This is a genomic window from Streptomyces hygroscopicus subsp. hygroscopicus (assembly GCF_001553455.1).
GTDB lineage: Bacteria > Actinomycetota > Actinomycetes > Streptomycetales > Streptomycetaceae > Streptomyces > Streptomyces hygroscopicus.
Genome location: NZ_BBOX01000115.1, coordinates 1 through 22573, shown reverse-complemented (window position 1 = coordinate 22573; position 22573 = coordinate 1). Strand labels below are relative to the sequence as shown.

Genomic DNA, 22573 nt, shown 5'->3' with positions numbered 1-22573 from the left:
GGGCTGCACCGGCCGGAAACGTGACGCTGCGAGCTACACGCGCCCGGCTGGAGCGTTCTGCTCCAGCCGGGCGCCCAGCGTGGCGGCGAAGTCCTCGGCACGGGCCAGTTGGCTACGCGGTCATATTCGCCAAGCGCGTCGCCCACCTCGCCCACGTCACCGCGGTCGCCGACCCCGACGGCCACACGGTCGTCTACTCCGTCACCGCAGAGCTGTTCTTCGCCTCCTGCAACGACCTCGTCGGCCAGTTCGACTACGCGGGCGACCCGGAAAAGGTCGTCATCGACCTCTCGGCCGCCCACATCTGGGACGCGTCCTCGGTCGCGGCCCTGGACGCGATCGAGACCAAGTACGCCCAGCGCGGCAAGACCGTCGAGATCACCGGCCTGAACGACCCCAGCGCCGACCTCCATGGCAAGCTCACCGGCGAACTCGCCGGCAGCCACTGACTCCAGCGCCGTAACACCAGAGGACCCCGGCCGTTGGCCGGGGTCCTCTGGTCTCCACCCGGGGCCCTACGCCTTACGAGTGACCGCGGTAGGTGCCGAAGGTCCACAAGTTGCCCTCCGGATCGCTCACCGTACACACATACGCGGCGGCGCCCGACCCGAACCGGGTCTCGTGCGGCGCTTCGAGAACCTCACCGCCGACGTCGACCACCCGCTGGTGCACCGCGTCCACGTCGTCGCTCATCACATAGACCGCGCTGGTGCCCGCCCGCATCCGCCCGTGCACGCTGTCCGTGTGCCGGGTCGAACCGAACACCAGCGCACCACCGCCAGGCCAGCGCAGCTCGGCGTGGCCAATCCCGCCGTGCTCATCCGGCGCCGCCACCACCTGCGTGAACCCCAGCACATCGACCAGAAAGCGCAGTGCGGCCCTCGTGTCGTCGTAGTGCAGGACCGGCCAAACCGAAGACGTGAAAGCATCAGGCGCCATGCCGCTCATCGTAGGCCCTGCCGCCACGCTGAGTTACTTGCTCTCTCCCCGTAGCCATACGAGAACGGGGCACAGGTGCCGGATGCGTGGGGAGATCCACTGACCAGCAGCGGGGAGGTTGCGGTAGGCGACCCGGATCCGGTTGCGGGCGGCGAGCCGGTGGAACAGCGCGTGCCGGGCGGGGGAGGTGAGCGGGTGGTGCATCTGGATTCCGGCGGCGTACCGGCCGGTCGGTCCGGCTGCCCAGCATTGCCACGCCAGCTGGAGGCCTTTGTGGTAGAGGAAGAACGGGGCCGGCCACCCACCGACCGCGTTGGATGCTTCTCGGCGGATGAGGGCGGCTCCCTTGGTCGTTGTGGTGATCGTGCCGGGCCGCTCCGGACGGCTCGTGCGTAGCCGGGGGGTCCAGCGGCGCGGGGTGGTCAGGTCGTCCGGGCCGGCCAGTCTGGGCTGTACGTATGCGGGCCGGGGGTGCTGCTGGGCTTCGGCGATGAGCCGGGCGAGGACGCGTCGGTGCGGGGGAGGGGAGCGTCGTTGTCGAGGAAGAACAGCCACTCGGCGGGGTCGGGTTCCCGGCCGAGGGCGTCGGCGCCGGCGTTGCGTCCGCCGGGGATCCTGGTGTTGTTCGGTTGGTGGACGGTGCGGGGGCGCCGGGGATCGGTGTTTGTTCGGTTGGTGGACGGTGAGGGCGCCGGGCGGCACGATCTGGGGCTCGCATCCGTTGCCGACCACGCACACCCGCACATCGAGTTCTCCCAGTCGAAGATCACCACAGACGTCTTCGCGAGATGCGTCCAGTGCAGGTCGCCGTGGCCGGTGGTGTGGTTGCGGATCTGCATAGGGTCGATGCCGAGGTAGCGACGGAAGTTGTTGTCGGCCCACCGCTGCCGTACCGACTCGCGGTCCGTGGGCACCGAGGCGAGCGTTTCCACAGAACGACGAAGGCGGTCCACGTCAGGTCCGCCCCACGCAACACAGACTTCTCCAGGTGCTGACGCACCGCAGAGGCAAGCCCCTCGGCTGCCGTGCACGGTTGGTGATCCGGGACCGGTACGGGGGAGTTCCCCCACCTCTTCGCCGCCGTCCTCAAGCGGCGGCACTTCTTCTCCTCCTCGGCGACGGCCTCACGGCAGCCGCCACAGTAGATAGAAATGGTACTCATTTTCATGTACGGTCGCAGGAACAACAGCAGGAACACCACCGACCAGGAAAGGCCCCCTACGACATGGCCGTGCCCAAGCGGAAGATGTCCCGGAGCAACACCCGCCACCGCCGCGCGCAGTGGAAGGCGAGCACTCCGGAGCTGGTGACGATCACCATCGACGGCCGTGAACACCAGGTGCCGCGGCGGCTCGTCCCCGCCTACCGGCGCGGTCTGCTGCACCCCGAGGACTGACCGCGCCATGGCCGATCAGCTTCCGGTGACGGTTCTGTCGGGCTTTCTGGGGTCCGGCAAGACCACTCTCCTCAACCACCTCCTCAACAACCGCGACGGGCTGCGCGTCGCGGTCATCGTCAATGACATGAGCGAGGTGAACATCGACGCAGCCCTCGTCCGCGACGGCGACGCGGCCCTCTCCCGTACCGAAGAGCGCCTGGTCGAGATGACCAACGGCTGCATCTGCTGCACCCTGCGCGACGACCTGCTCGAGGAGGTGGACCGGCTCGCCAAGGAGGGACGCTTCGACTACCTCCTCATCGAGTCCAGCGGCATCTCCGAGCCCATGCCCGTCGCCGCCACCTTCGCCTTTCCCCGCGACGACGGCGCCACGCTGGGCGAGGTCGCGCGCCTCGACACCATGGTCACGGTCGTCGACGCCGCGAACTTCCTGCCGGAGCTGACCGGGGGTGACGAGCTCGTCGAGCGGGGCCTGGACCAGTACGAGGACGACGAGCGCACCGTCAGCGACCTCCTCATGGACCAGGTCGAGTTCGCCGACGTCATCGTCCTCAACAAGCTCGACCTGGTCACCGCCGAGATCGCCGAACGGCTGGCGGCGGCGCTGTCCCGGCTCAACCCGGCCGCCCGCATCGTGCCCGCCACGCACGGCCGGGTGGAACCGGCGGACGTGCTCGGCACCGGCCGCTTCGACCTCGAACGCGCCCAGCAGGCCCCCGGCTGGGTGAGGGAACTCAACGGCGACCACGTACCGGAGACCGAGGAATACGGCATCTCCAGCACCGTCTTCCGCGCCACCCGGCCCTTCCACCCCACTCGACTGTGGGACTTCGTCACCACGGACCTGGACACCGGGGACTACGGCGGCGTCCTGCGCTCCAAGGGCTTCTTCTGGCTGGCCACCCGCCCGCGGGTGACCGGACTGTGGTCGCAGGCCGGCGCCGTCGCCCGGTTCGAACCCTCCGGAGCGCGCGAGGGCCACAGCGCGGCCGACGAGGCCGCCGAGCGCGGCCAGGAACTCGTCTTCATCGGCACCGGACTGCGCCCCGCCGCCCTGCACCAGGCACTGTCCGCATGCCTGCTCACCGACGACGAACACGCGCTGGGCGCTCAGGGCTGGTCGGCCTGGCACGACCCCTTCCCCGCCTGGGAGACCTACGGCCTCGACGAGACCTGCGACCACGAGCACGGTCCACACGAGGCCGAACCCGTACCGGTGCCCTGAAGCCCAGCACATCCGGCAGGCTCCGAGCGCCGCCACGTGCGGCGTCGGGCCGGGTCCGGTTCACCCCGCACACTGTTCCACCACCGCATCCCGCCCAGAAGTCATGATGAACGACCCTTGCGAACGGTCGGCCGAGTGCATCGACATCATGGTCGCCGATGCCTGGGACGCCTTCGGTGCCGCACTGGCCGGGGAGCTGGGACGTGTCGAAGCCGCCGAGGGAACGATCGTCCACCCGGGCGCCGGTTCAGGGTGGGGCGTCCGCACCGTGTGCGCCGCTCTCCGGATGACCCCCGGCCCTGGCGGCCGAACCGTCCCCGTCACTACGGGCGGTCCTGCTCGCCCGGATCCACGGTGACACGCGGCTGCGCCGACGCGTCACCGTGGACTCGCGCGACGCCCTGAGCAGCCCACTCCCCGGCCGCATCCGCGCCTTGCCGACCATGAACGTTGCAGATCAAACCGAGCACGGAGCCGTGGACGACGCCGCGGCGCCGCAGGGCGCGGGGGCAGGTGACGTAGCCGTGGTCGGCGAAGAGTCTGTGGGACCGGCGTCGTGGCCGGCCTCGCAGGCCCTCCTCCGGAGGGTGAGGCTGCGGAGAATGTCCATGAAGGCCACGGGCATGGCGGGGGCCGGCCCGGCGGTTCGCCACAGCACTCCGTAGTCCATGGTCGGCCCGTCACGGAAGGGGACGAAGGCTATGCCGGGACGGTCGTGGTAGCGGGCTGCGCGGGCCGCCACGATGGACACGCCGAGACCGGCGGCGACCAGGCACGGTACCTCGGGCCAGAAGGTGTAGGACGGCCCGCGTGGGATGGGGCGGCCCATCGGAGTGCGGGTCGGCACATGGATGTCCAGCAGGGTCTTCGCGACGTTTCCGCCCGGCCCGATCATCGGCACGCCGGCCAGGTCCTCCAGCGACACGCTGTCGCGGCGGGCGAGGGGATGGCCTGCCGGGATCATCAACGCCCGGGGCTCGCAGATCAGGACGGGTCCGGCGGCGATACCGGGCTCGACGGAGGGCACCTCGCTGACCTGGAGGTCCAGTTCGCCGCGGCGCAGCAGGCCGCATGGATCGTCGAACTGGACCTCCCGGACCTGCACGGTGCATCCGGCGTATCGGCCCCGGAAGACCTCGGCGGCCTCGAATACGAGATCCGCGCACCAGGGCGTGGAGTAGCCGACGCGCAGGGCACCGGAGAATCCCCGCGCCCTGGCCATGGCCTGGCCGACGGCCCGCTGGATCTGGACGTGCGCGGGCAGCAGGTCGTCGCGGAGCTGCTGCCCGACCGGTGTGAGCCGAACAGTGCGGGAGGTGCGTTCGAACAATGGCGCGCCGATGTGCCGTTCCTGCTTCTTGATGGCGTGACTGACCCGGGACGGAGTGATGTGCAACCGCTCGGCGGTGCGTCTGAAGTGCAGTTCCTCGGCCAGCGTCAAGAAGATCTCAATGTCCCGCAGTTCCATGTCCCCTCCTGATCGTGAACCTTATGGTCAACATTGTGTTGACACCACTCGCATCGATGACGCACCGGGCAACGCTGCCTTGCCGAGATCACCGTTGTTCGGCGGCGACCCGCCCAGCAAGCTGATCAACAACCTCGGCCAGGGGGAGAGGCAGTGACATCGTTCAGCGTGGAAACGGCACGGCTGCGGCTGCGCCCGTACACCGTCGAGGCGGCCGAGCAGGTGGCTGACGGGACGCCACGGCGAAGCGACTGGAGCCCGGGATACCCGCGGGCGGACGATCGTGACGTCGCGCGTCTCTTCCTCTCCTCCCCGCCGGCGGAGCCGCTGTTCGGACCGCTGCAGATCTTGCTCGCGGACGACGAGGTGGTGATCGGCGGCATCGGGTTCTTCGGCCCGCCGGACGAGACGGGCACCGTGGAGATGGGCTACGGCGTTGCTCCGGAGGCCGAGGGCTACGGCTATGCCACCGAGGCGTTGCGGGCGCTGCTGCACCACGGCTTCGCCGACGCCAGGGTGCGGCGGGTGCTGGCCGACACTGCCCACGACAACGTCGCCTCCCAGCGCGTCCTGGAGAAGGCCGGCCTGCGCCGGACCTCGTCCGACGAGAACCTCCACTACTACGCCATCGAAGGATGATCGCTGTGTGCACCCTGACCTACTACGTCGCCACCACGCTCGACGGCTTCATCGCCGGGCCGGACGGGAGTGACCCGAGCGCGCCCGACGGGTTCTTCACCGTCACGCCCGACTACCTGGAGCACATCGTCGCGCACTACCCGGAGACGCTGCCGGCCCACGCCCGCGCGGCCCTGGGCGCTGTGTCGTAGTCAACTGCCGATGACCAAGGACGAATTGGACATCCGTGAGGGGGAGGTTCGGGTCCTCGGCCATCCGGTAGGCAGCGGTGTGCCGCAGGGCATGCAGCGTCGCCGATGTGCCCGCCTTGGTGTTGGCGCGCTCGAACATCCGGTGGGCAGCGTGGTAGGTCAGTGGCCGGGACGGGTTCCGCAGCGTCCACCACAGCGGCACCCGCCGACCGCGTGGGATCGCGTCCTCCATCTCCAGCTGGTAGAGCCGCAGCCACACGAAAGCGTCTGTCGAGGCGGGAAGCTCCTGGACCTCGCCGGTGCCCTTGCGTACCACCCCGATCAACTGACGACCCGGATCAACTCCACCCTGCCATGCGGTCAGCAGCTCGCTGGCGCGGGCACCGGTGGAGATGTAGAAGGCGACCAGGGCCCGGTCCCGATGCGAGGGAAGCCGCGCAAAGATCTCGTTGAACTCCGTGTCAGGGACGCTGCGCGGCACCCGCTTGGGCACCGTCGGCCGGTAGAGACCGGCGCCGGATTGAGCACCGGGCCGCTGCCCGCGTCGCGGTGGAAGTCGTAGAAAGTCCGCAGGACCGTCTCGCTGTGCGTACGGACCGACGCCGCGTACGGCTTCCCACCAGGCTTCCACTGCCCGACATGGTCAGCCCGGCGGCGCCAGTGCGGGCGCGAGGGCCGGCCCGCGAGCTGCAGCCAGCGAGAGAAGTCCCTCGCCTCGATCCGGCTCGCCCGGTCCCACGGCACCTTGACAGCCCACAGGAAACGGAACCAGCGCAGCAGGTCCATTCCATACGAGCGCTGGGTCGTTGCCGGTCGCCCGATCGCCTGCAGATCCCGCAGGAACCCGGCTGCACCTTCGACCGGCTCACCGGCCGGGTCGACGAGCTGGTAGGGCTCCCACAGATCGTTCGTGGCCACCAGCTCTCCGGTCAAGGGCACGGACAGGGCCGCCAGGTCTCTCGATGACTCCACGGCCAGACCAACGACCACCCTGCCAAATAGTCACTGACCTGCGAGAACACCACAAGTAGTTCAGTCAACAGGTACGACTCCGCCGCACGGGCCGACGAGGCGCTGTGCCTGAACGTCGAAGACCTGTACCAGCAGGACAAACGTGGGAAGACCGCAGCGAAGCGCGGGGCCACGGAGTGGACCCACTGGCAGTCCGGCACCGCCCAGGGTCGGTTGTTGCTGACGCTGAGGGGCCGTCACCACTGGGCTCACGCGGCGCGCTGTCCGACACGGAGGACGCTCAGGTAACGGCGTGATGCTCGGTCGCCCATCCGCGTGCGGATGCGCTCGGCGATTGCGTCGAGCAGGGGCTCACGGACGCCGCGGTCGAGCCTCCGGTACAGCGACAACGAGCGAAGGTGATCGGCAAAGCCGTCCCCGTCGAACCACTGAACGGTCGGGTACCAGCGCACGATTGTTGGGCCGAACGGTCCTCCGGGGTCGTCGACCAGGCCCCAGCCCTCGTCGGTGGTGCGCACGTCGTCCTCCAGAGGAGGACGGCCCCAGCCGGGGTTCCCGGGGCAGAACCGCTCGTGGAGATCGGTGGTCTCGGCGTAGACCTCCGGCTCTCCCGGCCGGCGGACAACGACGTTGCCGAGCAGTGCCATCCAGCCTGCGGGATGGAGCACGTCGTGCGCTCGCTGCCAGCCGATCGACGGGTCGACCCAGTGCCACGACGACGCAGCCACGAGGACATCGAAGCGTCGACCGCGGTCGTCCCACTCCTCAAACATCGACGTCTCGACTTCGACGTTGCCGAAGGCGGCGATCCGCCGGCGAGCGAGTGCGGCCATTTCTTCGCCCGGCTCGATGGCGGTCACTGAGCATCCGAGCGCTGCCAGCGAGCGCGTCGCCTGGCCGGTACCGCAGCCCACCTCCCGCACCGACGACTTTTTGTCCATGCCGGTGATGGTGACGAGGTCCGCGAACAGCTCGTTGGGGTATCCCGGCCGGACCCGGTCGTAGAGCTCCGGCACCTCGTTGAACACCTGCCCGAGGGAATCATGCCGATTCGGGCGCGTCTTCGGATCATCTGTCACGCGTGCACAAGCTATGAGGCTCGTCCACGGGGACGCCACTGGTTTAACGGCAACTCCTCGACAGCAGCCGTCGTCCGGTCGGGGAACCCCTTACGGGCAGCCGTCAAGAGCGCCCGCTCTCCCTTCCGACCGCATCTCGATGGACTCCCGTCCGGTCGTCGAGCAGGTTGGCCGCGGTGGCGATGGTGGTTGTGTGGCGGAGGCTGGTCTTTGGGGTGAGGGAGAAGACGTGTACGAGGTGGAGAGGGCCGGCCCTGGTGGCCGACGGGCCGGTGGCCCTGTCCACCTTCGTGTTCGTTCAGAACGCCTTGTCCGCGCTGGGCAGTGCGCTGATCATGCAGGTTCTCGAGGCTCAGCGAGGGCGAGAACGGCGGCGCCCACCGCGCCGGCGTTGTCGCCCAGCTCGGCGGGGCGGATCTCCGTGGGGACCGTGTACTCCCTCGAGCGTCTCAGCGACTGGTTGAGTCCGGCGGCGAACCAGGGCAGGCAGGTGGCCGCGCTGCCCCCGATGACCGTGACCCGGGGCTGGTACAGGGCGTGCAGGGCGGCCAGGCCGCGGCCGACGAGGATGCCGTACTCGGTGAAGACGCGGCGCACTTCGGGGTCGCTCGCGGCTGTTTCACTGCCGAGACGCAGCGTCTCGCTGCCTGGGTGGTCCTCGCCGAGGCGGGCGCGGAGCATGCGTTGCAAGGCGCTGCGGGAGGCGGCCTGCTCCCAGCAACCGGTCAGACCGCAGTAGCAGACGGTCGGGCCGGCGGTTACCGGAAGATGGCCGCCTTCGGGGTGGGCCCCGTCCAGACCACGTACCGGACGGCCGTCGACCAGCATGGCGGCGCCGATGCCGGTGCCGAGCGTGATCATGAGCATCCGGTCGCAGTTCCGGCCGGCGCCGGCCACGTGCTCACCGAGGGCGGCGGTCACCGCGTCGTTGTCGATCACGACCGGTACGCCCAGGCGCTCACGCAGAGCGGCGACCAGCGGGAAGTCGGAGAACCACGGCAGTGTCTCCTGGTTGCGGATGACGCCGGAGGCGTTGTCCACCGGTCCGCTCGCGCCGATTCCCACGGCGGTCGGCCCGGGGCCGGTTGGCAGGAGGCCCGTGACGAGCTGTGCCAGTCGGCCGACGCGGTCCGAGACCGGTCCGGCGCCGAGGTCAGCGGTGAGGGCCTGGGCGGACGCGATCGTCCTGCCGTCCTGCCAGGCGACGGCCCTGAGACCGGTGCCGCCGAGATCAAGGCCCGCGACCGGGGCCGCGTTCCCCCCGCTCACAGCGTGTCCGTGATCTTGCGGCCGAAGCGGAACTCTCCCGGCACCTGGCCGACGGCGTTCGCCAGCGCCACGGTGAGCTGCTGGACGTGCGCGATACCGAAGACCAGCCGCTCGAAGGAGCCGCCGGCGGGCGGCGTGGCGAAGTGGCCGGTGCCCGGGTAGGCGCGGGGGCCGACCGTCACCACGGTCGAGCCGCCGGCGGTGAGGTCCCGGGCGAGCGCGGGCAACGCCACGTCGTGCTCGTCGCCGGTGCCGAAGAGCAGCACGGTCAGGCCGGGACCCGCGAGCTCCAGCGGGCCGTGCCGGAAGGCACCGCCGACATACCCCTCGGCCGCCACCCGGCTGGCCTCCTTGGTGATCAGCGCGCCGGTCAGCGCGGTGGCCGCGTCGGCGCCGGTCCCGACGTAGGCGAACCGGGGCTGAGCGGCGGCCAGCGCCTGCTTGGCGAAATCGGTGGGCAGCGGCGGGTCGGCGAGCAGGGCACGCAGTTCCCCGGCGGCGCGGCGCAGTCCGGCGGTCACCGAGGTGTCGTCCTCACCGCCGCGCAGTGCGGCCAGAACCCGCCGATGGGCGGCGAGGGTGTTGATGTAGCTCTTGGTGCTGACCGTTGCCTCGGGGCCGCTGTGCAGCTCGATGAGCACGTCGGCCGCGAGGGCCAGCGGGCTGGCCGGGTCGTCCGTGGTCGCCAGCACGGTACGGGGCCGGGCGGAGCCCGCCAGCCGCTCCAGCAGGGCGACCAGCTCGCCGCTGCGTCCGGACTGGGAAGTGGCCCACAGCAGGGTGTTCGGCGTGACGCGCTCGGGGGTGTCCAGCAGCTGTCCGGCGTCGATGCGCCACACGGGCAGTCCGGCGCTCGCGAGGGCGCGTTCGGCCGGCACGAACGAGTACAGGGACGAGCCCATGCCGGTGAGGACGATGCGGTCGTACCGGCTCAGGTCGATCCCGGCGAGCGAGGCGGGCAGCGGGCTGTCCGCCTGCCGCAGCAGGGCGTCGGGCTGGGCGGCGATGTCGGCGAGGTAGCCGGTGGGGGAGGCGGGGTCGGTCATCGGAGTCCTTCCGCATGGTGTGTGTGCTCAGGGGAGAGGCACATCGGGTTGCCATCAGCCCATCACGCACGAAAGCGTGCAGTCAATAAGCGAAAGCGTGCGGCGATATCCGCACGGAGTCGGACAGGGCGTGCGGGTGAGGTGTGCGGTATGCGGGTATGCGCGGCGGCGCTACGGCCGGCCATCCGCGGCGGTGATGCAGCGGAGGGCAGGCCCGTACCCGGCCCGTTCCCCGGCGGGCAGTTCGTCGTCGGTGATCAGGGCGGATACGGCGTTCAGGTCGCACACCGGGGCGAGTGATCGGCGGCCCAGTTTGGAGCTGTCGGCCACGATCACGACCCGCTCCGCCGCCTCGATCATCGCCTGCTTGACGGCGATCTCCACTACGTTGACGTTGGTGACACCGGCCCGCGGGTGCACGCCCTCGGCGCCCAGGAAGGCCCAGTCGGCGTGCAGTCCGCGCAGCGAGGCCACGGCCCCCGGGCCCACCAGGGTGTAGACGGTGTCGAGCATGACTCCGCCCGTCATGTGCAGTTGCAGGCTGGGGTGCCCGGAGAGGCACAGTGCGACCATCAGGTCGTTGGTGATCACCGTGAGGTTCTGCCGCTGTCGCAGCCCGGCGGCGACCTGGTACATCGTGGAACCATTGTCGATGATCACCGACTGACCGTCCTCGACCAGTTCGGCGGCGGCCTCGCCCAGCGCTCGTTTCTGCGCGGCTCGCTGGTTGCGTCGCACGTCGTACGGCGTGTCGACGGCGTCGGCCGGATCAGCGGGCAGGACTCCGCCACGGGTACGGCGCACCAGGCCCGCCCGCTCCAGCTGCGCGAGGTCACGGCGGACGGTCGATCCGTCGACGCAGAACTCCCGCGCCAGTTCACGGGCTCCGGCGTACCCGCTGGCCCGGACGCGTTCCAGAATGAACCGCCGGCGCTCGGCAGAGGACTCGGACACGGGGCAACCTCCTACAACGGACCGATCGGTGGCAACCCTACTGGGCGCGTGCACGAAGCCGCGCATCACCGTGCACGGTGGGCTCCTTCCGTGCCACGCACCCGTCCGCGTGCCGCGGCGGCGGCCCGGAACCGCTCCTCGAGCTGCTCCAGCGTCCGGCCCTTGGTCTCCGGCATCCGCAGGCAGAACAGCACGAACAGCACGCAGACCGCGGTGAACAGCCAGAAGGTCGTGGGCGTGCCGAGGCCGTCGAGCATCGGCAGCGAGGTCAGACCGATCACCAGGTTGGTGGCGAAGATGACGAAGGTGGCTATCCCGGTCGCCTTCGCCCTCACGTGCAGCGGGAAGATCTCCGAGATGACGACATAGGCACCCAGTCCCGGGCTCACCGCGTACATCACGATGTACAGGCAGAGGAAGGTGAACGACAGGCCGTTGGCACCGGGCAGTCCCGGCATGGACATCACCACGGCGAGCGCGGCCAGGGTGAGCGTCATGCCGGCAGCGCCCGCCAGCAGCAGCGGTTTGCGTCCGACCCGGTCCACCAGTGCCATGCCGACCACGGTGAACAGCACGTTGACGACGCCCAGGCCCACCGTCGCCAGCAGCGAAGAGCTGGAGCCCATCCCCGCGGACTGCAGGATCTGCGGAGCGAAGTAGATCACGAGGTTGATCCCGCAGCCGTTGGCGAAGAACGCCACGAGCACGCCCACCAGCACCATCGGCCGCACCCAGGGGGTGTTCAGCTCGCGCCAGCCGCCGCTGGAGCGCGCTTCCTGCGCGTGCACGGTCTCGATCTCCCGCAGCTCAGCCTCCACGTCGTCCTGGCCGCGAACCCTGCGCAACACGTTCCGTGCGGTGTGCGAACGGCCGCGGGCGACCAGCCAGCGCGGCGACTCCGGCACCAGGAGCACGCCGCCGGCCAGCAGCAGACCGGGGACGGCCGCGAGACCCAGTGACCAGCGCCAGGCCTGAGTGTCGGCGAACAGGGCGTTGACACCGTAGGCGAGCACGATGCCCAGCGTGGTCAGCAACTGGTAGCCCGAGACCAGCGCACCCCTGATGCGCGCCGGGGCCAGTTCCGCGATGTACACCGGGACCAGCACCGACGCCGCCCCCACACCCGCCCCCAGCAGCACCCGGGAGAGCAGCAGCACGGTCAGGCCGGGGGCGGCAGCCGAGAGCAACGCCCCGATGGTGAAGAGCACACCGGACAGCAGCAGCGTCGGCCTGCGTCCATAGCGGTCACCGAGCGGCCCGCCGGACATCGCGCCGATCGCGCCCCCGAACAGGGAGGTGCTGACGACGACGCCCTCCATGAAACCCGACAGGCCGTAGTCGTCGGCCACGAAGCCCGCCGCGCCTCCGGCCACGCCGGTGTCGTAGCCGAAGATCAGACCACCGAGCGTACTGACGGCGATCGCCAGGTGGACATACCAGGTCATCCGCCCTGTGTCCGGACGGGGCTCCGCCGGGACGGCGGGAATGATGGAGGGTTCGCCCTGCCGGGCGCCCGAAGGGGATTGCATGCGTGACCGTCCTTGATCTGCTCGCTACGGTACCCACCCACCGGCACACGACCGCGTCGTCTGTGAGCGGTCCCACGGTGTGCGGAGCCCTCGCCGGCTTCTGGGGAGCATGGGTGGCGGTCATGGGCTGACCTTGAGACCCGTATGGGCAGGATCCTCTGCTGCACGCTAGCGTGCAGTCAAGAGCGGCAATCGCGCGGAGATTGCTGCACGCTTTCGGTTTTTCGAGCAGGTAACGTGCGCGTTTCGATGCGGTCTTCCCTTGCGGTGGACCATCGAGGTGAGCGCGGCGGCTTCCTCGGGTGTGACGATCACGGTGCCCTCACCCAGGGCTCCGCGTCGGCGGCTTTTTGGGCCTCGCCCGGTGCGCCGGGCTGAGTTTCGATAATGTCCGGCGCGATCCTGGCGATGGGAACCCGCGCACGCCAGAGCGGGGTTCCCGTCCGGCGGAGCGGTCTTCCGCCGGCTCGCGCAGGCTGCGGATGCGCGCGCTCGATCCTTCGCCCGGACCGCTTCCTCCGCCCGGACCGCTTCCTCCGGTTCCGTGGCGACGGTGCACGCGGTGGTGAGGTCCCCGGCGGTCATGACCTCCCCGAGACATCCCCGGAGCGTAGGTGTGCCGACGGGGGTGCCGGATGGGCGGGCACCGCCGGGCCGATGGCGGCGCCCTGTCCCACGCCGGAGCCGTGGCAGGGCCGGGTCGCGTCGGGGCCGGTCATTCCGCGTCCAGGTCCCGGGCCAGCAGCTCCGCCAGCCTGTCCAGTGCGGTGGTGTCGTCTCCCTCGACGCAGAGCGTGACTTCCTCACCGTGCGCCACACCCAGTGACATGACGCGCAGGATGCTCGACGCGTCGACCGGCTCGGCGCCGTTCTTGGCGATCCTGACGTTCGTGCCGGCCGCGGCAGAGGCGAAGACGCGTGCGGGCCGGGCGTGCAGGCCGGAGGCGGAGGCGACGATGACGTTGCGGGTCCTCATGTGATGCTCCTTTGGTGTGCGGGGACCGGCCGAGGTGGCGCAGCCGGTGAAAGCGGTTGCGCCGCGCCCGGCGGGTCCGCCAGGGGATGCGGCGGTGCGGTGCCTCTGCGGGCGGCGGTCCCGGACCGCCGCCCGCAGAGGCCTCAGGCCCAGTCGTCGTCCCCGTCGGACGGTGTGGCGGCCTGCGCCGGGACCTCGAACCGGCCGAGTCCGGAGTGTCCGTCCTCGACGGCCGAGCGGATCAGTGCATCGACGGACTCTCCGCGGTCCCGCTCGCTGATGAAGGCGAGCAGCAGGGGCAGGTTGACCCCGTAGAGGATCTCGACGCCGTTCCTGGTGCCTCGGAGCTCGTTCATCACGTTGAACGGAGAGCCGCCCCGCAGGTCACAGAAGACGACGATCGCGTCATGGTCCTCGAGCGCGGCCAAGCCGCGAGTGAGGTTGTCCCTCAGCTGGGCGGCGGTGTCCGTCTCAGGGAAGTCGACTGCCCGCAGCCCGTCCTGGGGCCCCATGATCACTTCGATGGCGCCGACCAGGCCGCCGGCGAACCGGCCGTGGCCGGTGACCAGGATGCCGCAGGACGCCGCCCGGGGCTGGTCCCCGTTGTGGTTGCCCATAGTGATCAGTCCTGGTAGTGCCCGAAGCGGATCGGTACCGGATTCACGTTGGTGTCGATGTACACGTCCTTGCCGCCCTTTGCCGCCAGGAAGTGGAACGGCACCGCGTACAGCAGGGGAGCGAGGTAGGTGCTCACCTTGGTGGAGAAGACCAGGTCCCTCTCGTCGGCACCGTCGAAGTCGCGGCAGGTGATGACGTGGACGCCGGGGGCGTGCTCGCTGATCGCGTCGCGGATATTCACCATGCGCTCGAACTCGGCTTCGTCCGAGCCGATGATGAGCGTTGCGTGGTCGAACTTGAGCGCCATCGTCGGCCCGTGGACGTGTTCCTCGAGGAGGTTGCCGATCGTGGGGACGCGGAGCATCTCGGCGACCTTGAGCACGCCCTCCAGCATGGTGCCGTAGCCGATACCGTAGCCGAGGACGTTGATCCGGGAGCTGTGCAGCAGACCGCCGCGGTTGCGGTCGTACCACTCCTCGGCTTCCTTCAGCACCGTGTCGAACTGCGCCGCGAGGCCGCCGGCTTCGGCGATGGCCGCTTCGGCCTCAGTCGCGCCTATCGCGCCCACGGCCCTGGCCGTGGCGAAGGCCCAGAGGTACACGCTGAAGATGGACGCCGTGTAGCCCTTCGTCTCGGGACCCGTGAGTTCGAGTCCGACGAGGAGCGGCATGACCGTGTCGGCGATGGTCGAGATACGGCTCTTGGTGTCGCCGGTGAGGGCGAGGGTGCGGTATCCCCGCTGCTTCGCGTACCTCAGCGCCTCGCAGGTGGAGATCGAGGTGCCGGACTGGCTGACGCCCACCACGACGATGGACGACGGATCGGTATGCGCCGGGTCCAGGCCCGCACCGTGGTGGGTGAACTCGGTGGGGTAGGGGGCGACGCCCTCGACCTTGACGACGCGCGAGAAGAGCGACGCCGCCAGGACGGAGACGTTGAAGGACGTGCCGGAGCCGAGGAACACCACGCGGGAGACCGGAGCGGCCTGGAACGCCTTGACGAAGGGGGCGACGAACTCGTCCCGCGCCGCGAAGGCGTCCACCAGCATGTCCTGCTGGTCGCGTACGTTTCCCAGCACGGTCTGCTGGATCTCGGCTGCTTCTGCCATGTCAGTGCCCTTCGTTCATCTTGGTGACAGCCGCCGTGAGGTCTTCTCGGCGGGTGGTCGGGGTCGGCTGGAACGCCAGCGTGACCCCGAAGTTCAAAAGCCCCTGGAAAGCCGCGAGTTCTTCGTCGTTCGCGTAGGCCAGGTTGGCGACCTGCCGGGTGCCCGGGCGCCGCGACATGTTGCCCACGGTGATGGAGGGAAGCCGGTAGCCCAGTTCCTGCATCCGCAACAGGGGAATCGGGCCGACGGCCACGATCATCACGCGGATTCCGGCATCGATACCTCGTGACAGCTTCTCCGCGGCCTTGGCGGTGTCGAAGACGGAGAGCTTGCACTGTGGGGGACACGCGAAACGCAGGACTGCCTTGCGGTCCTCGTCGGCGGCGACGGCATCGTCGACGACGAGGAGGCGTTCCACCCCGAAGTGGGGGACCCAGAGGTTGGAGACCTGACCGTGAATCAGCCGGTCGTCAATGCGCACTTCTACGATGGCCATGTCGCCTCACTCCGCCGCGCCTGCGATGATGCCGAGCGCTCCGAGGAGAAATCCGCCGGCGATGACGATTCCGATGACGCCCATGACCGGGAGGCGCTTCTTGAGCAGCCACAGCACGCCCAGCGTGAAGGCGATGGGCAGGAGCGCCGGGAAGATCTGGTCCAGGTAGTCCTGGATCACGATGTGGTTCTTGGAGATGGTGAATTTCAGCGGCGAGGTGATGGGCACCCAGAAGGCGGTCATCGAACCCATCGCCATGGCGCCGACGATTCCGGCGCAGTAGGTGAACAGCTGCATGGTGTTCGCGCTGCCCATCGACCGCATGATCCCCTGCCCCTGGCTGTACCCGAATTTCAGGCTGTACCAGCGGGTGAGGAAGTTGGGGATGTTGAACACCACGAGCAGGACGATCGGCCCCAGCACACTGCCCTGCTGGGCGAAGCCGATGGCCAGGGACACGGCGAGGATCCGGAAGATTCCCCAGAAGAACGTGTCGCCGATGCCCGAGAGCGGACCCATCAGGGAGACCTTCACGGCGCTGATGGCCGTGGTGTCGAAGGTGGGATCCGCCTTGGCCTTCTCCTCCATGGCCACGGCGGTGCCCATGACCAGCGGCGACGGTGCCACCGTCATGTTGAAGGTCTCGAGGTGGCGGGACATGGCGTTCTTCAGCCCTGCCTCGTCATCGCGGTAGATCCTCTTCAACGAGGGAAGCATCGCGTAGAGGAAGCCGAGGCCTTCCATACGCTCGAAGTTGAAGGAGCCCAGCAGCGAGAAACTGCGCCAGAAGATGCTGCGGAATTCCTTCTTCGGTAGAGCCCGTACGTCGGGTTGCCGCTGCACATTGGCCATGGTTCAGTCCTCCCACTCGTTATCGGAGTTCGAGGTGGCGCCGTTGGCCATCGCGGGTACCGGTGCGCCCGTGGCGGGGACCGGCGACTGCCTGTTCTGCAGGTCGGTGTAGAGGGAGAAAACGATCAGGGCGATCGCGATCGCGATGGCCGCGATGCCCACCAGGGTGAGGTCGTGCCCCACGAAGGCCGCGGGGACGAAGCCCAGAATGAGGAAGGGGATCAGCTTCCGGGTCATGATGACGTCCAGAAGCATCGCGAAGCCCAGCGCCGGCAACAGGGCGGCGATTCCGGTGAGTCCGTGCTGGACCCAGCCGGGAATTCCGTTCACGACCGTCTTGATGCCGCCGGTGCCGTAATGCATCCCCAAGGCTGTGGGAACGGAAAACACCAGGAGGGCGATCAGCCCGCAGAGGTAGTGAATTCCGACGACGCCCCTGAGGTCGCCGCGTTCGATCTTCCGTTCCGCCCAGGGCATGAAGGCGGAGAAGCCGGACATCATCAGGGTGTGCACGAGCTGCATCAGCACGGCGACCGGTACCGCGAACAGCGTTGCGTCGGCGGCGCTTCCCCCTGTGGTGAGGGCCGCCGCCGCGCCGATGGTGCCGCCGACGCCGATGTCGATTTTCGGTGCCGCGCCGACGCCGGTGACGCCCATCCACATGAGCTGGAGCGTGGCGCCGATCATGAGGCCGTGGGAGACATCCCCGAGGATGAGGCCGACCAGGAAGCCCGTGACGATCGGCTCTCGGAATTTCATCTCTCCGAACCACGAACCGTCGAAGAACGTCAGAGCGGCAACGAGGCCGATCAGTATCGCCTGCATCAGAGACATAGGGCTCCCCTCCTTTCTGACGCGATGAAGACTGAAGGGGGAGAAGGCAAAGAGGTGCCGCACTCGGAGGAAGCCGAGTGTGAGGAGTGTTTTTGGGTATGCGGAGCCCAGGCGCCGGGAGTTGCGCCGGTAGGGGAGTAAACGGTGCCGCTAACGCGGCGGGCGGTTATGCGGTCTCGGGGTCACGGCGGTTGACGACGCGCAGCACACGCACATCACTACGCCACATCTCGTACGACCACCACAGAGGCTGGTGTTCCTGGTCGAAGAGGGGGCCGTCGAATCGCAGCCACGCCGTGTTCTGGGGCACCGCGTAGCGTTCAACGAGTGCTTCGGGCAGGGAAGCGGCAGAGACGTCGGTGATACCTGCGGAGATGTCCCTGCCGACCGCGCCGAACGCCTCCGCGACGGAACCCGTCCACTCCATCTCGTCCACAGGCCTGGGCAACCGCTCCGGGTCGAAGACATTGACGGCGTGGGTGAGGAGTTCGCCGTGGCTGACGTAGGCGCGTTCCACCTGCAGAACGGTGTCCGAGACACTGAGCCCGAAGGCTGTGGCCTCTTCCGGAAGCGGATCGCGCTCGGTGACACCGATCAACTCGATTCGGGGATCGTAGCCGAGGTCGCTCAGGAGCGCGGTGGTGGACTGGATCAAGTTCACCGAGCCCTGCACCACCACCGTGGCTCCCGGGAGGACGAAACGCCCGGCCCCGCGACGGACTCCGACGAGCCCCTCCTGCTCCAGAAGCCGGTAGGCCTCTCGGACAGTGGCACGGGAGACCCCGTAGATCTCGCAGCTCTCGGGTTCGGAGGGAAGTCGAGAGCCGACGGCGAGTGTGCCGTTCCTCATCTGGTCCCGCAGGTCATCGCGCACTTGTTGCGCCATGGAACGACGCTCAAGGGCCAGTCGAGTCCCTGCCACGATTCCCCACCTCCTGGTGCCTCTGCATCATAGGCGAACGGCTGAAGCAGACCTGGCAGGCATCAGGATGTCTGACAAGTTCGACTTAGATATGTCACGGGCGATACCCCCAGGTCAAGGGTTACCCGAGGGTCTCTTCGGCCGTATCTCGGTGTGTGTGATCAGCGGTAACCCGCCCGGGTTCCGCCGTACTGGTCAACTCCCGTATCGCTGGGCACGCTTGAGCGCGGCGGCTGCCGAGGGTGGCAGTCCGGCGTCGGCCAGGCGGCGATCCGTGCCCGGCATGAGTGCGATCACCGACTCCGGGCGGGCGCTACGCCGGGACAGCGCACCGCCCGCGGCGTGCGTCGCGGCGCGAGTGCAGCCGAGCCTCCTCGAGGTACGGCTTTGTGGGACGTCGCTGAAGAAACCGGCCCACCATCCTGGGTCGCTGCCGTCGACGGCGACCGGTGGCCGCTACCCGGCGCGGAGCCGGTGCCTTGTCGTCGACCAGCCACGAGCCGGGCAGCGCCGGGTCGAACTCAGGGATGTCGCGGTCGGCTGGGCAGCATGCGGGTCAGGGGCCAGGTCGATGATCATCCACGGGGCTGTCTCTTCGTGGAACGAGTGCCCGACGGGGTCGGTGCCGTTACCGTCGTCGAGGCTGAAGCCGGTCACGGTGATCGTCTCGGAGTCGTCGGCGACCGAGGCGAGCTGGTTTGCGCAGTGGGGGCAGAACCCGCGCCGCAGGTCGGCTGGCTGGCGTACCACGTCGGCTCGCCGCCGACGTACTCGGGGAGCTCGGCGCGGTAGGCGTGCCCGTCGGTGTTCCAGTCGAGCGGGCCCCGCGGCGGGACGTCTCCGGCGGCGTCGGCGAGCATCGTCACCACGTATGCGTTCTCGACCTCGGCGGCGAGTCCGGTCTCCTCGGCCAGTTCGCGCACCGCGGCCGCCTCGAATGATTCGGAACCGACGTTCTTGCCGCCGGGCAGTTCCCACATTCCCCGGCGCGAGCGGCCGAGCAGGACCCGGCCGGCCTCGTCGGTGACGACCGCGAGGGCGGCCGTCGCAGCCGGACCGGCGGGCGGTCGCTGCCGCTCCACCGCCCGGGTGCCGGTGTGGCACGGGCCGCGCAGGACCAGGACGGCAAGCTGGTCCGCCTCCAGCCGCTCGACCGTCTCCCAGCCCTCGGTGAGCAGACCGATCTCGTCCTCATCGAGAGCGATCCCGCGGCGCTCCTCAGGCGTGTGCTCGACCACTGGGGTGATGACGACGAGTGCGCCGCCGGGCCGCAGCCGCTCACCGAGCGCGTGCACGACGCTCATCCGCCTGGCCAGGAACGGGTACATCAGGCGCAGCGTGACCAGGTCGTATCCGTCCTCGTGGAGCGGTGCCGGGTCCTCGCGTTCAAGATCCAGGCACAGCCAGCGCACGCCGTCGACCGCGGCGTGCTCCGCTCGGGCACGCTCGAGTGCGCCCTCGGCGAAGTCCACGGCATCCACGGCGTAGCCGAGCGAGGCCAGGAACACCGCCAGCTCACCGGTGCCGCAGCCGGCGTCCAGCGCCCGGCCGCCCGCGGGGGCCGGTGCGTGCTCGGCGAGGAGGTCCTTCTCCTTGTCCCCGAGCCGCCGGAAGCCTTTCCCGGCGGCGTAGTGGTTGGACCAGTCGGCCTGCGTGTCTCCCACGGATCTCTCCCCCTGATACGTCAGCGGCGGGTAGTGCCGTGCTGCCGCGGCAGCACAATGGGCCCATACAAGGCGGAAGACGGTCCGGATTGACATGCCCAATAACGGCCACTGTAGGACCAATGCCAGTATTCCATCGCCTGGTTGACGAGCCCGGCCGTGGACAGCGCTGCCTTGAGGGTGGCCCGGTTCGTACGGGCCCGGTTGCCCAGGCCGACGGCGTCGGTGTAGCAGGCGCCGGCCGATTCCTCCGGTGACGCGTTGACCCGGGTTCCCATGTCCGGTTCGCGGCCCTGGTAGTCGACGGGGGTTACGTCGACGGCCGCGCCGGCGGAGTGCGGCGCGATCTCCGGAGGCGACACCAAGCGGCTGGCGGCCTCCCGGATCGCGGCGGCCTGCCAGTGCGGATGGGCGCGGGCCGGCTCGTCGGAGTACTCCTCGCAGTACCGTCGCTGCAGCGCCGTTAGCGACCCGCGTCTCCGCGCGGCCATCGTCGACCGCCTCGCCTTCAACGGCACCATCATCGATACCGGCGCCGACTCGTACCGTCTCGCCATCACCCGCGCATGAGCCGAGGAGCCCGCCAAGCCCGGCTGACCGCTGCCGCTGTCTGGCTCGGTGGTCAGCCGCCGGGGCGGCTGTCCACCTCCCCTTGAAACTGTCTCAGTTGGTCTGGTCGGCACGTGTGTGTCGGTCGGCTTCCTGGGCTGCATGCTCCAGTTGGCTCCGGTGGTTCTCCCACCATGCCGAGTCACCCGGCGCCATGCTGTCGTTGCCCTTGTTCATTCCCACGGCACCGTCCATGAGTTCCCGGATGATGTCGGCGTGGCCGGCGTGCCGGTGCGTGTCAGCGATCACGCGCACCACGGCGTGGTGCAACGTCACCTCGTCCCTGCCGCTGGGCCACCATGGCACCTTGCCGATCGTGTCCAGCGCCAGCGCCTCGAGCGTCGCATCCGCGTGGGTCCATGCTCGGCGGTAGAGTTCAACGATGTACTCGCGTGACTCGTCGGCGGTGACCCACATGTCCGCGTTCGGCTCGGCGCCGTCTTCCAGCCAGGGCAGCGGTTCACCGGACGGCCGTCCGAAGGTGTCGCCGAGGTAGCCCAGCTCTACGCTGGCCGCGTGCTTCACCAGGCCGAGAAGGTTTGTGCCGGTCGGCGTCGATGGGCGGCGGATGTCGTACTCCGAGAGCCCTTCGAGCTTCCATAGCAGGGCATCACGGGCGGACTGCAGATAAAAGTGAAGATCGGCTTTGGGGTCTGATGTGGTCATGGGGCCAGTCTGCCGCTTGCGTGGTCTCTGTCCATCTGGCGGCGTACCGGATCGTCTGACGCAACGAGCGAATCGGACAGGCGCGCCGTCGTTTCTCCTCGGCATTCGCGAGCCGCTTGATCACCAACTGCCTCCGCACCCCACCGACAGACGCTGTTCCTGGACATCAACGAAGCCAACCGGCCCTTCTGCTCCGGGGAATCACGAGAACCACGGCGTGAACGTGCAGGTCCCCGCTGACTCGGCAGGGGCAGCTGCTGTGGGCATCGCCCGCCCTCCCGGGCCGTCCGCGACGTCGAGGCCGCGCGTGTCCACGGCATGATTGACGCCCGGGGGATGCCGAGGTGGAGTGCCGGGCGGACAAGGGCTGCCGCGGTGCCGGCGGCACGGTATGCGTGCCTTTCGGGGGCGCTGGGAGATGCTCTCCGCAGGCCGGAAGGCTGCCGGTCGCTCACAGGTGAAGATCCGCACCCTCGTCGGACAAGCCGTGGCGACCCTGAAGTCCTGGCGATTCCTGCGGAAGCTCCGATACTCCGCCACCCCCGTATCACCAGCCTCGTCTAAGCCGTCCTCACTTTGCATCTGACCTACGTTAATTGAGGCTGGGGCTGCACGGGTTCAACGAGGACCTGGAGAAGGAGTACGGCGCTGCGGCGCCGTGCTGCTGTGGTCTGCGCTGCGGGTAGCGCAAGGGGGATTTCCTAGCTGCCGGGTAAGCAGGCGTCAGCGGTTTGTTAGCGGTGGGTTAGCCGATCGGCAGCGGCGGCGGGCAGGGTTGTTTCCAGGGAGGCGGAACGCACCACGGAAAGCGCACCGCGTCCCGGACATACATCGACCACCATCCCTGGGGGGATTCCATGTCGCGCAAGACCGCTGTCCGTCGCAGCCGTACCCGTACCGTCGCCGCCGCGTCGCTGATCGCCGCTGCCGCGCTCTCGCTCACCGCCTGCGGGGGTGGCGACTCCGACGCCAAGGGGAGCCCGTCCGCGGCCGCCTCGACCATCGCCCCGGGCGGTTCCGGGGGTTCCTCCGGCGGCTCCGGCGGGTCCGCGGGCGGTTCCGGCGCCGAGGTCGGCACCAAGGTGGGCATCGCGGCCGACGTCTCGGCGTCGGCGAAG

23 protein-coding genes and 6 pseudogenes are annotated in these 22573 nt (G+C 69.2%); 8 read left to right on the top strand and 21 right to left on the bottom strand.

All coding sequences use genetic code 11. The features are described 5' to 3' along the window. Positions 1-101: 101 nt before the first annotated feature. Positions 102-449 (top strand): annotated as a pseudogene (locus tag AXW62_RS12855) (STAS domain-containing protein); the annotation flags it as partial. 73 nt (positions 450-522) lie between these two features. On the opposite strand, the gene AXW62_RS12850 reads toward AXW62_RS12855, so the two are convergent. The 4 genes and pseudogenes from AXW62_RS12850 to AXW62_RS45715 all read right to left on the bottom strand — a co-directional run. After that, entirely contained in the window at positions 523-939 is a 417-nt protein-coding gene (locus AXW62_RS12850) for a VOC family protein (protein ID WP_079115595.1), read from the bottom strand. Positions 940-972: 33 nt separating this feature from the next. After that, a complete protein-coding gene (locus AXW62_RS43880; RefSeq protein ID WP_159060863.1) occupies positions 973-1143 on the bottom strand; it encodes a hypothetical protein in 171 nt (56 codons plus the stop codon). A 218-nt stretch (positions 1144-1361) separates the two neighbouring features. Further along, entirely contained in the window at positions 1362-1853 is a 492-nt protein-coding gene (locus AXW62_RS44445) for a hypothetical protein (protein WP_169808129.1), read from the bottom strand. Positions 1854-1867: 14 nt separating this feature from the next. Next, positions 1868-1948, bottom strand: a pseudogene (locus AXW62_RS45715) (MarR family winged helix-turn-helix transcriptional regulator); the annotation flags it as partial. Between the two features lie 216 nt (positions 1949-2164). Here AXW62_RS45715 and rpmF point away from each other — a divergent pair. Both rpmF and AXW62_RS12835 read left to right on the top strand, forming a co-directional pair. Beyond that, positions 2165-2335 (top strand): 50S ribosomal protein L32, encoded by a 171-nt coding sequence (gene rpmF, locus AXW62_RS12840; protein ID WP_060944632.1) that lies wholly within the window; start codon positions 2165-2167, stop codon positions 2333-2335. 7 nt (positions 2336-2342) lie between these two features. Then, positions 2343-3563 (top strand): GTP-binding protein, encoded by a 1221-nt coding sequence (locus AXW62_RS12835; RefSeq protein ID WP_060944631.1) that lies wholly within the window; start codon positions 2343-2345, stop codon positions 3561-3563. 457 nt (positions 3564-4020) lie between these two features. On the opposite strand, the gene AXW62_RS12830 is transcribed toward AXW62_RS12835, so the two are convergent. Continuing rightward, positions 4021-5031, bottom strand: a complete 1011-nt coding sequence (locus AXW62_RS12830; RefSeq protein WP_063817572.1) for a LysR family transcriptional regulator — start codon at positions 5029-5031, stop codon at positions 4021-4023. 153 nt (positions 5032-5184) lie between these two features. Here AXW62_RS12830 and AXW62_RS12825 point away from each other — a divergent pair, with 153 nt between their 5' ends. Both AXW62_RS12825 and AXW62_RS12820 read left to right on the top strand, forming a co-directional pair. Then, positions 5185-5670, top strand: coding sequence for a GNAT family N-acetyltransferase (locus AXW62_RS12825; protein WP_060944630.1), 486 nt, complete (start codon positions 5185-5187; stop codon positions 5668-5670). Next, positions 5667-5858, top strand: a pseudogene (locus AXW62_RS12820) (dihydrofolate reductase family protein); the annotation flags it as partial. The gene AXW62_RS12825 and the pseudogene AXW62_RS12820, both read left to right, overlap by 4 nt. Here AXW62_RS12820 and AXW62_RS40780 read toward each other — a convergent pair. The 15 genes from AXW62_RS40780 to AXW62_RS12750 form a co-directional block, all read right to left on the bottom strand. Continuing rightward, positions 5773-6342, bottom strand: a complete 570-nt coding sequence (locus AXW62_RS40780) for a site-specific integrase (protein ID WP_244502691.1) — start codon at positions 6340-6342, stop codon at positions 5773-5775. The pseudogene AXW62_RS12820 and the gene AXW62_RS40780 overlap by 86 nt on opposite strands. A 739-nt stretch (positions 6343-7081) precedes the next feature. Then, positions 7082-7861, bottom strand: coding sequence for a class I SAM-dependent methyltransferase (locus tag AXW62_RS12815; protein WP_079115593.1), 780 nt, complete (start codon positions 7859-7861; stop codon positions 7082-7084). Positions 7862-8245: 384 nt separating this feature from the next. Then, positions 8246-9181, bottom strand: a complete 936-nt coding sequence (locus AXW62_RS12810) for an ROK family protein (RefSeq protein WP_060944627.1) — start codon at positions 9179-9181, stop codon at positions 8246-8248. Beyond that, a complete protein-coding gene (locus AXW62_RS12805; protein ID WP_060944626.1) occupies positions 9178-10227 on the bottom strand; it encodes an SIS domain-containing protein in 1050 nt (349 codons plus the stop codon). Before AXW62_RS12805 ends, AXW62_RS12810 begins: the two co-directional genes overlap by 4 nt. 171 nt (positions 10228-10398) lie before the next feature. Further along, a complete protein-coding gene (locus tag AXW62_RS12800) occupies positions 10399-11181 on the bottom strand; it encodes a DeoR/GlpR family DNA-binding transcription regulator (protein WP_063817571.1) in 783 nt (260 codons plus the stop codon). Between the two features lie 65 nt (positions 11182-11246). After that, positions 11247-12710 carry a sugar porter family MFS transporter gene (locus tag AXW62_RS12795; protein WP_079115592.1) on the bottom strand — a complete coding sequence of 488 codons (1464 nt, stop codon included), beginning with the start codon at positions 12708-12710 and terminating at the stop codon, positions 11247-11249. A 715-nt stretch (positions 12711-13425) separates the two neighbouring features. Beyond that, positions 13426-13686 (bottom strand): HPr family phosphocarrier protein, encoded by a 261-nt coding sequence (locus tag AXW62_RS12790; protein WP_060944624.1) that lies wholly within the window; start codon positions 13684-13686, stop codon positions 13426-13428. Between the two features lie 143 nt (positions 13687-13829). After that, positions 13830-14303, bottom strand: coding sequence for a PTS sugar transporter subunit IIA (locus AXW62_RS12785; protein ID WP_060944623.1), 474 nt, complete (start codon positions 14301-14303; stop codon positions 13830-13832). A gap of 5 nt (positions 14304-14308) precedes the next feature. After that, positions 14309-15412, bottom strand: a complete 1104-nt coding sequence (locus AXW62_RS12780; protein WP_214516851.1) for an SIS domain-containing protein — start codon at positions 15410-15412, stop codon at positions 14309-14311. Position 15413: 1 nt separating this feature from the next. Then, complete coding sequence (locus tag AXW62_RS12775; RefSeq protein ID WP_030827254.1) at positions 15414-15908, bottom strand: PTS sugar transporter subunit IIB; 495 nt, start codon at positions 15906-15908, stop codon at positions 15414-15416. A gap of 6 nt (positions 15909-15914) precedes the next feature. Next, positions 15915-16760, bottom strand: coding sequence for a PTS system mannose/fructose/sorbose family transporter subunit IID (locus AXW62_RS12770; RefSeq protein ID WP_060944622.1), 846 nt, complete (start codon positions 16758-16760; stop codon positions 15915-15917). A 3-nt stretch (positions 16761-16763) separates the two neighbouring features. Next, positions 16764-17594: a PTS mannose/fructose/sorbose/N-acetylgalactosamine transporter subunit IIC gene (locus AXW62_RS12765; RefSeq protein ID WP_060944621.1), complete on the bottom strand. Its 831-nt coding sequence runs from the start codon at positions 17592-17594 to the stop codon at positions 16764-16766. A 166-nt stretch (positions 17595-17760) separates the two neighbouring features. Next, positions 17761-18480 (bottom strand): GntR family transcriptional regulator, encoded by a 720-nt coding sequence (locus AXW62_RS12760; RefSeq protein ID WP_079115591.1) that lies wholly within the window; start codon positions 18478-18480, stop codon positions 17761-17763. A 689-nt stretch (positions 18481-19169) separates the two neighbouring features. After that, a complete protein-coding gene (locus AXW62_RS12755) occupies positions 19170-20180 on the bottom strand; it encodes a bifunctional class I SAM-dependent methyltransferase/NUDIX hydrolase (protein ID WP_252368584.1) in 1011 nt (336 codons plus the stop codon). Positions 20181-20200: 20 nt separating this feature from the next. After that, on the bottom strand, positions 20201-20692 hold the full coding sequence (locus tag AXW62_RS12750; RefSeq protein WP_252368586.1) for a M15 family metallopeptidase: 492 nt from the start codon (positions 20690-20692) through the stop codon (positions 20201-20203). Here AXW62_RS12750 and AXW62_RS47430 point away from each other — a divergent pair. Next, a pseudogene (locus AXW62_RS47430) lies at positions 20646-20750 on the top strand (IS21-like element helper ATPase IstB); the annotation flags it as partial. The gene AXW62_RS12750 and the pseudogene AXW62_RS47430 sit on opposite strands and share 47 nt — an antisense overlap. 93 nt (positions 20751-20843) lie before the next feature. On the opposite strand, the gene AXW62_RS12745 reads toward AXW62_RS47430, so the two are convergent. Next, the gene (locus AXW62_RS12745) at positions 20844-21455 is read right to left on the bottom strand and encodes a DinB family protein (RefSeq protein ID WP_060944619.1); all 612 of its coding nucleotides are present in this window, start codon (positions 21453-21455) and stop codon (positions 20844-20846) included. Positions 21456-21626: 171 nt separating this feature from the next. Here AXW62_RS12745 and AXW62_RS45705 point away from each other — a divergent pair. Together AXW62_RS45705 and AXW62_RS12740 are read left to right on the top strand one after the other, a co-directional pair. Then, positions 21627-22019 (top strand): annotated as a pseudogene (locus AXW62_RS45705) (transposase family protein); the annotation flags it as partial. A gap of 293 nt (positions 22020-22312) precedes the next feature. Beyond that, positions 22313-22573 (top strand): annotated as a pseudogene (locus AXW62_RS12740) (DUF4232 domain-containing protein); the annotation flags it as partial.